The organism is Pseudomonas sp. B414, assembly GCF_055408445.1.
The window spans coordinates 86,184-100,873 of record NZ_JBUZTQ010000018.1 but is presented as its reverse complement, the minus strand read 5'-3'; the positions used below and the strand labels follow the sequence as shown (position 1 = coordinate 100,873).

13 protein-coding genes, 2 tRNA genes and 1 pseudogene are annotated in these 14,690 nt (G+C 58.3%); 6 read left to right on the top strand and 10 right to left on the bottom strand.

The annotated features are described in order from the left end of the window. The first annotated feature begins 32 nt into the window (after nucleotides 1-32). Nucleotides 33-109, top strand: a tRNA-Arg gene (locus ACZRMH_RS16295). Nucleotides 110-654: 545 nt separating this feature from the next. After that, nucleotides 655-2,097 (top strand): magnesium transporter, encoded by a 1,443-nt coding sequence (mgtE, locus tag ACZRMH_RS16290; protein ID WP_464014287.1) that lies wholly within the window; start codon nucleotides 655-657, stop codon nucleotides 2,095-2,097. An 81-nt stretch (nucleotides 2,098-2,178) separates the two neighbouring features. Here mgtE and ACZRMH_RS16285 read toward each other — a convergent pair whose 3' ends face one another. The 3 genes from ACZRMH_RS16285 to ACZRMH_RS16275 all read right to left on the bottom strand — a co-directional run bounded on the left by ACZRMH_RS16285 (nucleotide 2,179) and on the right by ACZRMH_RS16275 (nucleotide 3,472). Further along, nucleotides 2,179-2,499, bottom strand: coding sequence for an Arc family DNA-binding protein (locus ACZRMH_RS16285; protein ID WP_019823397.1), 321 nt, complete (start codon nucleotides 2,497-2,499; stop codon nucleotides 2,179-2,181). A 263-nt stretch (nucleotides 2,500-2,762) separates the two neighbouring features. Beyond that, the gene (locus ACZRMH_RS16280) at nucleotides 2,763-2,939 is read right to left on the bottom strand and encodes a PA3371 family protein (protein WP_464014286.1); all 177 of its coding nucleotides are present in this window, start codon (nucleotides 2,937-2,939) and stop codon (nucleotides 2,763-2,765) included. Between the two features lie 29 nt (nucleotides 2,940-2,968). After that, complete coding sequence (locus ACZRMH_RS16275) at nucleotides 2,969-3,472, bottom strand: hypothetical protein (protein WP_464014285.1); 504 nt, start codon at nucleotides 3,470-3,472, stop codon at nucleotides 2,969-2,971. 240 nt (nucleotides 3,473-3,712) lie between these two features. On the opposite strand from ACZRMH_RS16275, the gene ACZRMH_RS16270 reads away from it, so the two are divergent. The 4 genes and pseudogenes from ACZRMH_RS16270 to ACZRMH_RS16255 form a co-directional block, all read left to right on the top strand. Beyond that, nucleotides 3,713-3,789: transfer RNA gene (locus tag ACZRMH_RS16270), tRNA-Arg, on the top strand. A 337-nt stretch (nucleotides 3,790-4,126) separates the two neighbouring features. Continuing rightward, on the top strand, nucleotides 4,127-5,110 hold the full coding sequence (locus ACZRMH_RS16265; RefSeq protein ID WP_464014284.1) for a DUF1852 domain-containing protein: 984 nt from the start codon (nucleotides 4,127-4,129) through the stop codon (nucleotides 5,108-5,110). A gap of 29 nt (nucleotides 5,111-5,139) precedes the next feature. Further along, on the top strand, nucleotides 5,140-6,195 hold the full coding sequence (locus ACZRMH_RS16260) for a methionine synthase (protein ID WP_464014283.1): 1,056 nt from the start codon (nucleotides 5,140-5,142) through the stop codon (nucleotides 6,193-6,195). Further along, nucleotides 6,165-6,305, top strand: a pseudogene (locus ACZRMH_RS16255) (flavin reductase); the annotation flags it as partial. The gene ACZRMH_RS16260 and the pseudogene ACZRMH_RS16255, both read left to right, overlap by 31 nt. 120 nt (nucleotides 6,306-6,425) lie before the next feature. Here ACZRMH_RS16255 and ACZRMH_RS16250 read toward each other — a convergent pair. From ACZRMH_RS16250 to ACZRMH_RS16220, 7 genes are all read right to left on the bottom strand, one after another. Next, nucleotides 6,426-7,607: a fumarylacetoacetate hydrolase family protein gene (locus tag ACZRMH_RS16250; RefSeq protein WP_464014282.1), complete on the bottom strand. Its 1,182-nt coding sequence runs from the start codon at nucleotides 7,605-7,607 to the stop codon at nucleotides 6,426-6,428. Nucleotides 7,608-7,740: 133 nt separating this feature from the next. Continuing rightward, nucleotides 7,741-9,525 (bottom strand): IlvD/Edd family dehydratase, encoded by a 1,785-nt coding sequence (locus ACZRMH_RS16245; protein WP_464014281.1) that lies wholly within the window; start codon nucleotides 9,523-9,525, stop codon nucleotides 7,741-7,743. 16 nt (nucleotides 9,526-9,541) lie between these two features. After that, on the bottom strand, nucleotides 9,542-10,426 hold the full coding sequence (locus ACZRMH_RS16240; RefSeq protein ID WP_464014280.1) for an NAD(P)-dependent oxidoreductase: 885 nt from the start codon (nucleotides 10,424-10,426) through the stop codon (nucleotides 9,542-9,544). After that, nucleotides 10,423-11,793, bottom strand: coding sequence for an MFS transporter (locus ACZRMH_RS16235; RefSeq protein WP_464014279.1), 1,371 nt, complete (start codon nucleotides 11,791-11,793; stop codon nucleotides 10,423-10,425). Before ACZRMH_RS16235 ends, ACZRMH_RS16240 begins: the two co-directional genes overlap by 4 nt. A gap of 159 nt (nucleotides 11,794-11,952) precedes the next feature. Beyond that, nucleotides 11,953-12,924 (bottom strand): D-erythronate dehydrogenase, encoded by a 972-nt coding sequence (denD, locus tag ACZRMH_RS16230; protein ID WP_464014278.1) that lies wholly within the window; start codon nucleotides 12,922-12,924, stop codon nucleotides 11,953-11,955. Between the two features lie 37 nt (nucleotides 12,925-12,961). After that, nucleotides 12,962-13,810 carry an ureidoglycolate lyase gene (locus tag ACZRMH_RS16225; protein ID WP_464014277.1) on the bottom strand — a complete coding sequence of 283 codons (849 nt, stop codon included), beginning with the start codon at nucleotides 13,808-13,810 and terminating at the stop codon, nucleotides 12,962-12,964. 138 nt (nucleotides 13,811-13,948) lie between these two features. Continuing rightward, the gene (locus ACZRMH_RS16220) at nucleotides 13,949-14,689 is read right to left on the bottom strand and encodes an SDR family oxidoreductase (RefSeq protein ID WP_464014276.1); all 741 of its coding nucleotides are present in this window, start codon (nucleotides 14,687-14,689) and stop codon (nucleotides 13,949-13,951) included. Nucleotide 14,690 lies beyond the last annotated feature (1 nt).

Sequence of the window (14,690 nt, the reverse complement as noted above, 5' to 3'; positions counted from 1 at the left end):
CCAGCGGTGGTCTGGTTTATCAAACACAACTTGCACTCGTAGCTCAGCTGGATAGAGTACTCGGCTACGAACCGAGCGGTCACAGGTTCGAATCCTGTCGAGTGCACCAAACACCAAAAAGCCTGCACATTGTGCGGGCTTTTTGCTGTCTGCGATTTGACGATTGCTGTCATGCTGGCGACTTGTCTTGTGTCTATTCTGGCTATTCCCTGTAGCCGCTGACGAGCTCTGCGAGGCTGCGAAGCAGTCGAATCAGATATTGCGGTGTATCAGTTAAATCCGGTTCACAGGGTTTGCGGTCGCTTCGCAACCGGACGCAGCCTTCGTTCCTCGTCAGCGGCTACAGGGTTTGGCGCTGTAACGTTTTGCGCAAGCTTGAGTTTCATCTTTGAGTTGTGCCTTGCGGTCTTCATCCTGCGTCGCACAAACACTGTGCAAGCGCCGTATGACGCCGCTTCGCAAGCTTTTGTTATTGCCAAGATTTATGCGTCATTAATTTTCAAGCCGTGTATGATTGCGCCCGTCAGCCCCGCCGGGGCTTGTGGAATACCTCCATGGACTTACCCAGTAGTAACTCAGCATCCCGTTTTACCAATCATGAATTGACTGATTGAACCTTCCGGCGTGCCCTGCTGCTGGGAGTGGAGTTCGCCTATGACCGAAGTTGAAGTAAAGAAAACACAAGAAAGCCTGCAAAGCCGCCTTGCTCAAGTGATTGAGCTGCTTAATCGCCAGCGTGTGGTCGAAGACCTGACTCATCGTCAGGAAGGCCATCACCATGACCGGGTCGAGAACCTGGTCCACCGGCAGAACCTTGTCGAGCTCCAGCGCAAGCTGGAAGACCTGCACTCCGCAGACGTTGCCTATATCCTCGAAGCATTGCCCCTGGACGACCGCCTTACGGTCTGGCAGTTGGTCAAGGCTGATCGCGATGGCGACATCCTGCTTGAAGTATCCGACTCGGTACGAGAAACCCTGATCGCCGACATGGACGATCACGAGCTCCTGGCAGCCGCCAAGGAGATGGATGCCGACGAACTTGCTGACCTGGCCCCCGAGCTGCCGCGAGACGTCGTCCACGAGCTGATGGAGACCCTGGATGGTCAGCAGCGTGAGCGCGTGCGCTCCGCACTGTCCTATAACGAGGATCAGGTCGGCGCGCTGATGGACTTCGAGATGGTGACGATCCGTGAGGATGTCAGCCTTGAAGTCGTACTGCGTTACCTGCGCCGTCTCAAAGAGCTGCCGGGGCATACCGACAAACTGTTTGTGGTTGATTACGACGGTGCGCTCAAAGGCGTGCTGCCGATCAAGCGTTTGCTGGTCAACGACCCTGAAAAACAAGTGTCCGAGGTCATGGCCAACGACCCGGTGAGTTTTCACCCGGACGAAGACGCCTACGATGCGGCTCAGGCGTTCGAGCGTTATGACTTGATCTCGGCCCCTGTAGTCGACAAGAACGGCAAGCTGATCGGCCGTTTGACCATCGATGAAATGGTCGACCTGATTCGTGAAGAGAGCGAAAACGAAGTTCTCAACATGGCCGGTTTGCGTGAAGAGGAAGATATCTTCGCCTCGGTGTGGAAATCCCTGCGTAACCGTTGGGCCTGGCTGGCGGTTAACCTGGTCACGGCATTTATTGCTTCGCGAGTGATCGGCCTGTTCGAAGGCTCGATTGAAAAGCTGGTAGCACTGGCAGCACTGATGCCCATCGTGGCCGGTATCGGCGGTAACTCCGGCAACCAGACCATCACCATGATTGTGCGGGCGATGGCGCTGGATCAGGTCAACACCGGCAGCACCTCGCGCCTGATGCGCAAGGAGCTGGCCGTGGGTCTGATCAATGGCCTGGTGTGGGGCGGGGTGATCGGTATTGTTGCCTACCTGTTGTATGGCAGCTGGTCACTGGGTGTGGTGATGACTGCGGCCATGACCCTCAACCTGCTGCTGGCAGCGCTGATGGGGGTATTGATTCCCATGACGCTGGCCAAGATGGGGCGTGACCCGGCCATGGGGGCGAGTGTGATGATCACTGCCATGACCGACAGTGGCGGGTTCTTTATCTTCCTGGGGCTGGCGACCATCTTCCTGCTCTGATTGCATTAGCCCCAGGCGTAAACAGCGCCCATAAAAAAAGCCAGCGAAAGCTGGCTTTTTTATGCCTGATTTAAATCAGGATTACTCGGAGGCTGCTTCAGCGTCGTGAGCAATCAGAGAGACCAGGGCGTTCTGTTGGCGGTGGGACAACTGGCGGAAGCGTTGGAGCAGCTCACGCTCATGCAGGGAAAGCTCGGGGCTGTCCAGGCGCATGCTGAGCTCGTCACCCAGTACGCCTTCCTGGATAAGGCTTTGCTCAAGGCGAGCAATGATTTCGGAGTTCATGCTGCGGTGATGGTTGCGAGCCACTTCGGCGATGCGCTCGCGCATTCCGTCTGGCAGGCGAACGACGAACTTGTCAGCCGTACGGCTGGAGTAAATAGCCTGTTTCAATGGGCGCATTTTAGTTAACCGGTTAGTTCAGGGGAGCGGTTCTCGGGAATTGGCCGCAGGATGAGATTAAGACCGTCCTTATAGCCAAATGTTCAACCTGAATTGCTAAGAGGCGCGCATCATGCCTCAAATCTGCCACTTCCCTGGCGTCAATTCTGTGACAAATATTGAACCGGATACAGGCGTTATGCCAGTAGCGATTAACAAAAATATACACCTGTAGGGGTGGGGTAGCGATTCACCGTTCATCCAGAAGGGCAAGAACCCTGATTTCAGCGCAATTGCGGGTCAAATTTGATTCTGCGGCCCAGGACCATTGCCACCAGCCAGCCGCTGAAAAACACCGCGGCGGCGATCAGCGGCAGATTGCCAAATTCATTACCGGCAAAGACATCGAGGGCAAGGCTCGATAACGCCAGCATTAACAGACCCAAAGCGATTTTGGACATGATTTCCTACCCATCTCTCAATGTGCTGTTCAAAAGACCCAGCGTTCCCCCGCATGGGGCTGGTCGGCGACGGGCTGATTGGTCGCCAGGTGAGGCGTCGCGCTACTGGCACCTTTCATTACCGCGACCTGTGGCAGCGGTTTGTTGAAAGTAGCTGCCATTTCCACAGGCTGCCCGGCCGAAGCAGGCTCGGGTTGAAAATGAAAAACCAGCAATACGGCCAGCGCGAGGGTGTTTAACAGTAATAGCGTGCTGTTCATGGCGGTCATCTCTGAGAGCATGGACGGGATACTGTTAATAGAGCAGCCTTCGTGCCAACTGCCTAAAGGCTGAAAAGCCTTATAAAACAGCTGTTTGAGGTGCATATTCAAGAGTGTTTGATTGCATTTTGCAATGATGGCTTTTTGATGTAGTGCAAATTGCACGATGACGCTGGATCGGTTGCGTAGATAGCCTGAGAGGTGTGCAGATTTTTGTAGCAGCTGACGAGCTCCGCGAGGCTGCGTCCGGCTGCGCAGCAGTCGTAAAATCATTCAGCCCAAGAGTTTCATATGCATCGCGCTCACCGGCCTTACGACGATTGCATCATCGGACGTAGCCTCGCTGAGCTCGTCAACTGCTACAGGGGTTTTGCCCGCATTGTGGGTGCTCTGTTCCTGGCCGGCATTGCTGAGGCGTTACGTAAAATGTGCTTAGGCAGTGTCTTACAGTTAAAATCCCTACTGACGACATGACAAACCCCGGCATGCCCGTTACCATGCACGCCGTTATTTGTCTCAGTAGCTCAATTGGATAGAGCATCCCCCTCCTAAGGGGAAGGTTGCAGGTTCGAACCCCGCCTGGGACACCATATTTTTCAAGGCTTCACGACCATCGATCCTGTGGTCGTTCATATCGTCTACCCCTTGTCCAATGACTAGAGCTGCACCCGTAGCCAGTCTCCAGGCGCTCGTCCTTGAATCCTGCGGGGCAGGGGCTCGTGCAACTGACCGCACACCACATCATGAACATGACTAATGTTTTAGTGAAATCAATTCGTTTTCATTCATGCAGTGGCCCGGCCTAACATACGTCTTAATGATTAACACTATTAAGATTGCTGAGTTAAACCCCTAAAAAATGTGCGGTGCTGATAAAGCAATTCGCAAACTCAGGGTTTATCTCAGGTGTCAGGGCGGCAGATCACCATGAGCAAAGAGTTCGAGTTTACGATAAAAAGTATTTGTTTTGATGAGAACTATCAGCCTTCAGACAATACGCGCGCCACCACCAACTTTGCCAATTTGGCGAGAGGGCAGAGCCGTCAGCAGAATTTGCGCAATACGCTGGCGATGATCGACAATCGTTTCAATGCCTTGGCGCATTGGGATAACCCTAATGGCGATCGTTATGCGGTTGAACTCGAAATCATTTCCGTTGCGATGGAGGTTGATAGCGAACGCCGCGGCAATGCCATCCCCTTGATTGAAGTCTTGAAAACGAAGATTGTTGATCGAAAAACCAACGAGCGTATTGAGGGCATTGTCGGGAATAATTTTTCCTCTTATGTGCGAGACTATGACTTTAGTGTGCTGTTGTTGGGGCACAACAAGCATCAATCCGAATTCAGCACGCCAGATAATTTTGGCGACCTGCATGGCAAACTGTTCAAGTGCTTTGTGAACTCAAGTACTTACCAAGAGCATTTCAACAAACCGCCTGTGATTTGCCTGAGTGTTTCGAGTAGCAAGACCTATCAGCGGACTGAGAATCAGCATCCGGTATTGGGTTATGAGTACCAGCAAGATGAATACTCGTTAACGGATGAGTACTTCAACAAGATGGGGCTGAAGGTTCGCTATTTTATGCCTGCCAACAGTGTGGCCCCACTGGCTTTTTATTTTGCCGGCGATTTGCTGGGCGATTACACCAATCTCGAATTGATTAGCACCATCAGCACAATGGATACCTTTCAGAAGATTTACCGGCCGGAGATTTACAATGCGAACTCTGCTGCGGGTAAATCCTATCAGCCCAGTTTGAAGCACCAGGATTATTCATTAACCCGAATTGTTTACGATCGGGAAGAGCGCAGCCAGCTGGCCATTGAGCAGGGGCGGTTTGTCGAGGAGCACTTTATCAAGCCCTACCAGGCGGTGCTTGATCAGTGGTCCGCCAGTTACGCCCTTTGACTCATCAAAAAATTACAAGGTTATCCGTCATGAAAAAATTGTTACCCACCTCAACGGCTGGCAGCTTGCCTAAACCCTCCTGGCTGGCACAACCTGAAACGCTTTGGTCACCCTGGAAGTTGCAAGGTGAGGAGTTGGTTGAGGGCAAACAAGATGCTTTGCGCCTTGCGTTGCAAGAGCAACAACAGGCCGGTATTGATATCGTCAGTGATGGTGAACAAACGCGCCAACATTTCGTCACTACCTTTATTGAACACCTCAGTGGCGTTGATTTCGAGAAACGTGAGACCGTTAGAATTCGTGATCGCTATGACGCGAGCGTGCCGACGGTGGTGGGGGCTGTGACTCGGCAAAAGCCGGTGTTTGTTGAAGATGCCAAGTTTTTACGTCAGCTCACCCAGCAACCCATTAAGTGGGCGCTGCCAGGTCCGATGACGATGATCGATACGCTTTATGATAATCATTATAAAAGTCGCGAAAAACTGGCTTGGGAATTCGCTAAAATTCTCAATCAGGAAGCTCGGGAGTTAGAAGCGGCGGGGGTTGATATTATCCAGTTTGATGAGCCCGCCTTTAATGTGTTCTTCGATGAGGTGAATGACTGGGGGGTTGCCACCCTGGAAAGGGCAATTGAAGGCCTTAAGTGTGAAACGGCTGTGCATATTTGCTATGGCTATGGCATCAAGGCCAATACCGATTGGAAAAAGACCCTGGGCTCGGAGTGGCGACAATATGAAGAAGCTTTCCCCAAGCTGCAAAAATCCAGTATCGATATTATCTCGCTGGAGTGCCACAACTCTCATGTGCCCATGGACTTGATTGAACTTATTCGCGGCAAAAAAGTAATGGTCGGGGCCATTGATGTGGCCAGCCATACCATTGAAACCCCCGAGGAAGTTGCCAACACACTGCGCAAGGCACTTCAGTTTGTTGATGCCGACAAGCTTTACCCGTGCACCAACTGTGGCATGGCTCCGTTACCTCGTGCAGTTGCAAGCGGCAAGCTGAATGCCTTGAGTGCCGGCGCGGAAATCGTTCGTAGAGAACTCTTGATCACGCCGAACACACCGCAGGTGATCACCTGATCGTGATTGGTGAGGTGAAAGCGTTGAATCTGCAAGAAACGGCTGCTACGCAGCCATTGGTGTATTTCAAAGGACAATATTGCAGCCTCGCCGTCCATGGCGCGCTGTGAGCGTTGGTCTGCATTGAGACACCTACAGGCTCCAGATAGGGTACTGGAGCCTGACCAGGATAAATTGCGCCTGACCACGGGCCTACTGCGGCCACAATGCCGACAAAAGCAACCTGGCATTTAACCGAGCAGGCCGCGACCTGCCAGGTTCTTCATCAACGCACTCACCCCAAACGCCCATTGCGGCGCTTGATCACTGCCGGTAACGCGGTTGTGCAAGGCACCCAAGGTTGGTGACGAGATGCTCACCACATCGTCCGCCTTATGGGTAAAGCCCTGGCCCGGCTGGTCACGGTCTTCGGTAGGGGCGAACAAGGTGCCGAGGAACAGTACAAAACCGTCCGGGTACTGGTGGTTGGCGTTGAGCGTTTGCCCGGCCAGGTCTGCCGGGTCGCGGCTGATCTGGTTCATCGAGCTTTTGCCATCAAGCACGTAGCCGTCGCTACCTTCTACACGCAGGGTCACTTCGCACTGGCGCACGTCGTTGAGGCTGAAATGTTCGTCGAACAGGCGGATAAACGGCCCCAGGGCGCAAGAGGCGTTGTTGTCCTTGGCCTTGCTCAGCAGCAGCGCGCTGCGGCCTTCGAAGTCGCGCAGGTTGACGTCGTTGCCCAGGGTGGCGCCGTGAATCCGGCCCTGGCTGTCCACCGCCAGCACCACTTCCGGTTCCGGGTTGTTCCAGCTTGAACCCGGGTGGATGCCGATTGCGTTGCCGCTGCCCACGGCGGCCAGTATCGGTGCCTTGGTGAAAATTTCAGCGTCCGGGCCGATGCCGACTTCCAGGTACTGCGACCACATATTCTGTTCGATCAGCACTTGTTTGAGGCGCATGGCTTCCGGCGAACCGGGGCGCAGGTTGCGCAGGTTGTTGCCGATCACTTCATGCACCAGGGCGCGGACTTCTTCGGCACGCAGGGCGTCGCCGCCAGCTTTTTCTTCGATCACTCGCTCGATCATGCTGGCGGCAAAGGTCACGCCCGCCGCCTTGATCACTTGCAAGTCTGCAGGGGCCAGCAGGTAGGGTTTGGCCATGTCGCGCTGTTCGCCGCTGTTGGCCAGCAATGCTTCAATCTTGCCCAGCGAGCTACCACGGATTTCACGCACGGCCTGTAGCGGGTTGTCGCTGTCGAGCAGCAGGCTGAGGGTAGGGAAGTGCGCAGTGCAGTCGATCACTTCGCCATCACGAATCACCACTACGGCCGGTCCGCCACGCTCGCCGGGCAGCCATACGCGACCGACCAGCGTGGCGCGTTGCCAGTCCTGTGGCAGGGAGTTTTCTACGGTCAATTGCAGGGTTTGCATTAGCGTGATCCTTGAAAGAGGGGGTGGGAGCGGGCTTGCTCGCGATGCAGGCGCTGCGGTTTTTCAGGAAAACCGAGGTGATGTCATCGCGAGCAAGCCCGCTCCCATAGGTCAGGTCATGTGTCCAGTGTGTTTAGTGAGAGTGGCGGGGTGGGCCGTTTTCCGGGATCACGCGCCAGTACAGGGTCGCCGGTTCCAGGCAGCCACCGGTGGACAACTGGCCAACCAGTTGGCGATAGAGTTCCTGCCACGGCGTTTGCGACGGGGCCAGCGGTGGTAGCGGTTCCTGGCGACGCTCGTTGAGCACGCTTTCGTCCACCAGCAGGTTGACGCTGCGGGCATTGAGATCGACGCGCAGGCGGTCACCGGTACGCAGCAGCGACAGACCGCCACCCACTGCCGATTCCGGGGACATATTGAGGATCGACGGGCTGGCGGAAGTACCGCTCTGGCGGCCATCGCCCATGCACGGCAGCGAATCGATGCCAGCCTTGATCAGATTGGACGGCGGCGCCATGTTCACCACTTCGCCACTGCCGGGAAAGCCGACGGTGCCGCAGCCGCGAATCACCAGGATGCAACGCTCGTCGATATCCAGCGACGGGTCGTTGATCCGCGCCGTGTAGTCTTCCGGGCCCTCGAACACGATGGCCCGCGCTTCGAAGCTGTTGGGTTGCAGCGGGTCGCTGAGGTAGGTCTTGCGAAAGGCCTCGCCCACTACCGACATTTTCATGATGGCGCTGTCGAAGAAATTGCCGCTGAGCACGATAAAACCGGCACGGTGCATCAGCGGGTCTTCGTAGGAGCGGATTACATCGCGGTCACCGGTGACGCAGTCGGCAACCACGTCACCCATGTTGCGACCACTGACCGTGAGGCAGTCGCGGTGCAGGCGGCCGACTTTGTCCAGTTCATGCATCACTGCCGGTACGCCGCCAGCGCGGTGGAAGCTTTCACCCAGGTATTCCCCGGCCGGCATGCAGTTGACCAGCAAGGGTACGTCTTCGCCGACGCGCTGCCAGTCTTCCAGCGACAGGTCGATGCCGCTGTGGCGGGCGATGGCAATCAAGTGCGGCGGGCAGTTGGTGGATGCGCCCAGCGCCGAGGCCACGGCAATGGCGTTTTCAAACGCAGCGTGGGTCATGATTTGCGACGGGCGTACGTCTTCACGCACCAGATCGACAATGCGCATGCCGGTGGCATAGGCCATCTGCCCGCGTTCGCGGTAGGGTGCCGGGATGCTGGCGCAGCCGGGCAACGACATGCCCAATGCTTCGGCCAGGGCGTTCATCGACAGGGCGGTGCCCATGGTATTGCAGTGGCCCACCGACGGTGACGAGGCGGTGGTCAGGGTCATAAAGCCTTCGTAGTCGATCTCGCCTGCACTCAGCAGATTGCGCGCATGCCACAGCACGGTGCCGGAGCCGATACGCTGGCCCTTGTGCCAACCGTCGAGCATCGGCCCGCCCGACAGCACAATCGACGGCAGGTCGGTGGTGGCCGCAGCCATCAGGCAGGCCGGGGTGGTCTTGTCGCAGCCGGTGGTCAGCACTACGCCGTCCAATGGGTAGCCGTGCAGCACTTCCACCAGACCCAGATAGGCAAGGTTGCGGTCCAGCGCGGCAGTGGGGCGGCGGGATTGCTCGGCGATCGGATGCACCGGGAATTCCATCGGAATGCCGCCCGCGTCGCGAATGCCGTCCTTGACCCGCTTGGCCAGTTCAATGTGATGACGGTTGCAGGGCGTCAGGTCGCTGCCGGTCTGGGCGATGCCGATAATCGGCCGCCCCGATTGCAGTTCAGCGCGGGTCAGGCCCTGGTTCATATAGCGTTCCACATACAGCGCGGTGAGGTCGGCGTGGCTTGGATCGTCGAACCACAGCTGGCTGCGCAGGCGGCGTGGGGTTGAATCGGTCATGGCAGGCTCCAGCAGGTTATTCAGGCAAAGTGTTGTTGCGGCGCAGTTGGCGGATCAGTCCGGCGTGGTCGAGTTCGCCGTCACCGGCCTCGACCATGGCCGTAAACAGGCTGTTCACCAGCGTGCCCACGGGCAGGTCCAGGCCCAGTTTTTGCGCCTGGGCCAGGGCCGTGCGGGTGTCCTTGAGCTGCCATTTGGCCGGGCCGCCGGGGGTGAAGTCGTTGTTGAGCATGCGTTGGCCGTGTTGGCGCCAGATTGGCGAATCAACAAAGCCACCCATCAACGCTTCATGGACTTTTGCCGGGTCCGCGCCGCCGCGCTCGGCTAGCAGCAGGCCTTCGGCGACGGTGGCGATGGTGCTGGCAACGATCAACTGGTTGACCAGCTTGGACAGCTCGCCGGTGCCCGCCGGGCCGACATGCACCGGGCGGCCCATGGCGGCCAGCACTTCGCGGCCTTGCTCGAAGGCTGCTGACTCACCGCCGACCATGATCGCCAGGCTGGCTTCTCGCGCACCGCGCTCGCCCCCCGACACCGGGGCGTCGAGGTAGCGCAGGCCGCGTTCGGCACATAGTTGTGCCTGTGCGGCGGCGGTGTCGACCGGGATCGAACTCATCACAATCACCAGCGCCCCCGGCGCCAGGGCCAGGGCGGCGCCGTTCTCAGCAAACAGCACCTCGTCACAGGTCGGGCCATCGCTGAGCATGCAGATCAGCACCTGAGCGCCGTCTGCGGCCTGGGCCGGGCTCTGGAACACCGCGGCGCCCTGTGCCGCCAGTTCCTGCAGCCTGGCCGGTGAGCGGTTCCAGGCCCGTACCGGGAAGCCAGCGTGTAGCAGGTTGCGGGCCATGGGCTGGCCCATGATCCCGGTACCGATAAAAGCTACGGTTGGCAGACTCATGCTTTGCCTCCTGCTGCGGGGGCCATGGCGGCGCCAATTTGCGACTCTTTATTGCGTGGCATCAGCACCATGCCCAGGCCACCGAGGCCGACCAGTGCGGCAATCACCATAAAGCCCGGGGTGTAACTGCCGGTCACGGTGAACAGGTAGCCGGTCAGGTAAGGGCCGATAAAGCCGCTGAGGTTACCGATGGAGTTGATCAGGCCGATGCCCACGGCCGCGCCGACGCCGGTCAGCACTTGCCCCGGTACGGCCCAGAACACGTTGATCGCGCTGTACACGCCCATCGCCAGCAGGATAAAGCCGATGACGATAATCCACGGCTGGTTGAGCCACAGCGCAACGGCAATCGAGACGGCCGCGAGCATCGCTGCACCGCCGGCATGCCAGTGACGTTCTTGCAGGCGGTCAGAGCGACGGCTCCACCAGATCATCGCCACCGCAGCTACGGCGTAGGGGATGGCGGTAATCAGGCCGTTCTGCATCAGGCCGATTTCCAGGCCGAAGGTGCCGCGGAACGAGGCCAGTACCGTGGGCATAAAGAAGTTCATTGCGTTGGAGCCCGAGGTGATCCCGAAGTACACCAGTGCCAGCAGCCATACCTGACGGTTGCACAGGGCCTTGCGGATCATCTGGCCTTTGGTTGGCTGCACGCCCACCACCAGCGGTTTGTTGCGCTCTTCCTGGGCCAGGGTGTTGATCAGCCAGTTGCGCTGTTTGTCGGTCAGCCAGTGGGCATCGGCCGGGTGGTCAGTGAGGTAGAAGTAGCAGACCACGCCGAGGATCACCGCAGGTACGGCTTCGACGATATACATCAGGCGCCAGCCGACAAAGCCCCAGGCATCGCCCATTTCCATCAGGCCCACCGACAGCGGTGCGCCGATGATTTGTGCGATGGGAACGCCGAGGTAAAAGCTGGCGATCATGCGTGCGCGATAGCGGCTCGGGAACCACAGCGACAGCAGGTAAATCACCCCCGGGAAAAACCCGGCTTCGGCGATGCCCAGCAACACGCGCAGGGACACGAAATGCACCGGCGTCTGCAAGAAGCCCATGGCCCCGGCGATAATGCCCCAGGTCACCATGATCCGCGCGATCCATACACGGGCGCCGTAGCGGTGCAGGAGGATGTTGCTCGGCACTTCGAACATAAAGTAGCCGAGGAAGAAAATCCCGGCGCCCAGGCCATAAATGGTCTGGCTGATACCGATGTCTTCGTTCATCCGCAGGGCGGCGAAACCGACGTTGTTGCGGTCCAGAAAGGCGACCACAAACAGCAGCACAAGAAAGGGGATCATGCGTTGGGTCACGCGTTTGATCGTCTGTTGTTCGATGTCGGAGACATCGGGGAGCGGGGTAGTGGTCATATCGCACGGCCTCATTTTTATTGTTGTGTGTAACGCCAACTTTTTTGCTCTTTGTGGGAGCGGGCTTGCCCGCGATGCAGGCACCTCGGTGTTGCAGTTAAACCGCAGTGATGCCATCGCGAGCAAGCCCGCTCCCACAGGTGGGGATCTGCATTTCTCTTAGTTGGCAGTGTCCTCGATATGCGCCCGTACGATGGCGTCGAAATCGGCGTCGGCAGTAAAGCCCAAGGCACGGGCGCGTGGCGCCTCTACCTTGCTTGGCCAGCTCTCGACGATGCGCTGGATGGTTGCATCCGGCTCCCAGCGAATCAGTTGGGTCACTTCATCACCGGCCACCCGTTGCAGCGCCGCCACCATATCGGCCACGGTGGTGGTCACCCCCGGTAGCGGGATGATGCGTTCATTGCCCAGGGTTTGCGCTGACAGGGTCATGCCCAGCAGCATTGATTCGATAATGCGTCGTGGCGAGGACAGGTAAACCCGGGTGTCCGGGCGTACCGGGCAGACGGCGGGCAGGCCCACCAGCGGCTCGCGGATGATCGAACTGAAAAAGGTCGATGCCGCCTTGTTCGGCTTGCCGGGGCGCACGGCCACAGTTGGCAGGCGCAGCACCCGGCCATCGACAAAACCCTTGCGCGCATAGTCGGCCACCAGCAATTCGCCCACGGCTTTTTGCATGCCATAGGACGATTGCGGGGTCAGTACGGTGTTGTCATCGACCACTTGCGGCAGTGCGCCGCCAAACACGGCAAAGCCGCTGGCGTAGACAAAGCGTGGTGCGTTGCCCTGTTTGCGCAGGGTTTCGAGCAGCAGCATCAGGCCGTGCAGGTTGACCTGCATGCCCAGGTCAAAGTCCGCCTCGGCGGCCGAGCTGACCACCGCTGCCAGGTGCCATACCAGGTCCACGCCATCGGTAACCCGGGCGATCACTGCGGGGTCGGCGACATCGCCGGTCACCAGTTCGATACGCGGGTCGGTGGGCAGGTCTTCGCCAGCGAAAGCGTCGAACAGCACGATACGTTCAATGGCCCGAGGTTTTTCGCCTTCGAAGGTCAGGGTGTTGAGGTCAAGCAGGCGCTGGGCCAGTTGTTTGCCGATAAAGCCAGTGCCGCCGGTGATCAGAATGCGCATATGTAGCTCCGTTTCTTATAGTTGTTTGAGCGTTGTATCAGTCGGCCTGCACGGTGAGCTGGCGCTGTTCGCCAAGACCGCTGATGCCCAGGTGCATGACCTGGCCTGCGCGCAGGTATACCGGTGTCGGCTTGACGCCCAGGCCTACGCCCGGCGGCGTCCCGGTGGAAATCACATCCCCAGGCTGCAGCGACATGCAGCGGCTCAGATAGGCAATCAAGGCCGGGATCTGAAACACCATGGTGCGGGTGTTGCCGTTCTGGTAGCGCTGTCCGTCGACCTCAAGCCACAGGTCAAGCTGGTGCGGATCGGCGATTTCGTCGCGGGTCACCAGCCATGGGCCGAGGGGGCCGAAGGTGTCAAAACCCTTGCCTTTGTCCCAGGTGCCGCCGCGTTCGATCTGCCATTCGCGCTCGGATACGTCGTTGATCACGCAGTAACCGGCCACATGCTCAAGGGCGTTGTGTTCATCGATATTGCGCCCGCCCTTGCCGATCACCACGCCCAGCTCGACTTCCCAGTCGGTCTTGGTCGAGTCGCGGGGGATTTCCACGTTATCGTTGGGGCCGCAGATGGCGCTGGTCCATTTGCTGAATACCACCGGTTCCGAGGGCACCGCCAGGCCGGACTCGGCAGCGTGGTCGGCGTAGTTCAGGCCGATGCAGATAAACTTGCCGACCTGACCGACACAGGCGCCGATACGTGGCGAGCCAGTAACCAGAGGCAGGCTGGCAGGGTCGATTTTGCTCAGTGTTTCAAGGCTGGCGGCTGACAGTGCAGTACCTGCGATATCGGCGATATGTGCCGACAAATCACGGATATTGCCTTGGGCATCGAGCAGACCGGGTTTTTCCTGACCTTTATCGCCGTAGCGCAGCAGTTTCATAAAAGCTCCTTTGGTGCATGGAAATAAATCTGGAGTGGGAGCGGGCTTGCTCGCGATTGCATCACCACAGTGTCACTGAAACACCGAGGTGCCTGCATCGCGAGCAGGCTCGCTCCCACAGGGTTTCCCACAAAATGCTTAGTTACTCATGCCGCCATCAATCACCTGGACGGTGCCGGTGGTGTAGCTGCTGGCATCACTGGCCAGGTACAGCGCCAGCTGGGCGATTTCTTCCGCGCTACCAATGCGGCCCATGGGCTGGCGATCAACGAAGGCCTGATACACCTCGGCCTCGGAGCGCCCCTGTTCAAGAGCCTGCTCGGCGATGCGCTGGCGCAGCGAAGGCGAGTCCACCGTGCCGGGGCAGATGGCGTTGCAGCGAATGCCCTGGCGCACATAGTCGGCGGCTACCGATTTAGTCAGGCCGATCACCGCAGCCTTGCTCGCGGTGTAGGCAAAGCGGTTGGGCACGCCTTTGACGCTGGATGCCACCGAAGCCATGTTGATGATCGAACCGCCGCCATTGCCCAGCATGCCCGGCAGGAACGCGCGGATCATGCGGTACATGGCGGTGACATTGAGGTCGAAAGAAAACTGCCAGGCCTGCTCGTCGCACTCCAGCAAGGCACCGCTGTGCACATAGCCTGCGCAGTTGAACAGGACATCGATAGCACCCACCTGCTGGCAGATGGCATCAATGGCGGATGCCTGGGTCACGTCCAGGGACAGGACTTGAATACCGGGGATGTCGTGCAGGGCTTCGATATGCAGGTCGGTGGCGATAACCTGCGCGCCCGCATCCCGGAAGGCCAGTACCGAAGCGCGGCCTATGCCTTGCGCCGCAGCGGTGATCAGAACGCGTTTGTTGGCTAGGTTCATG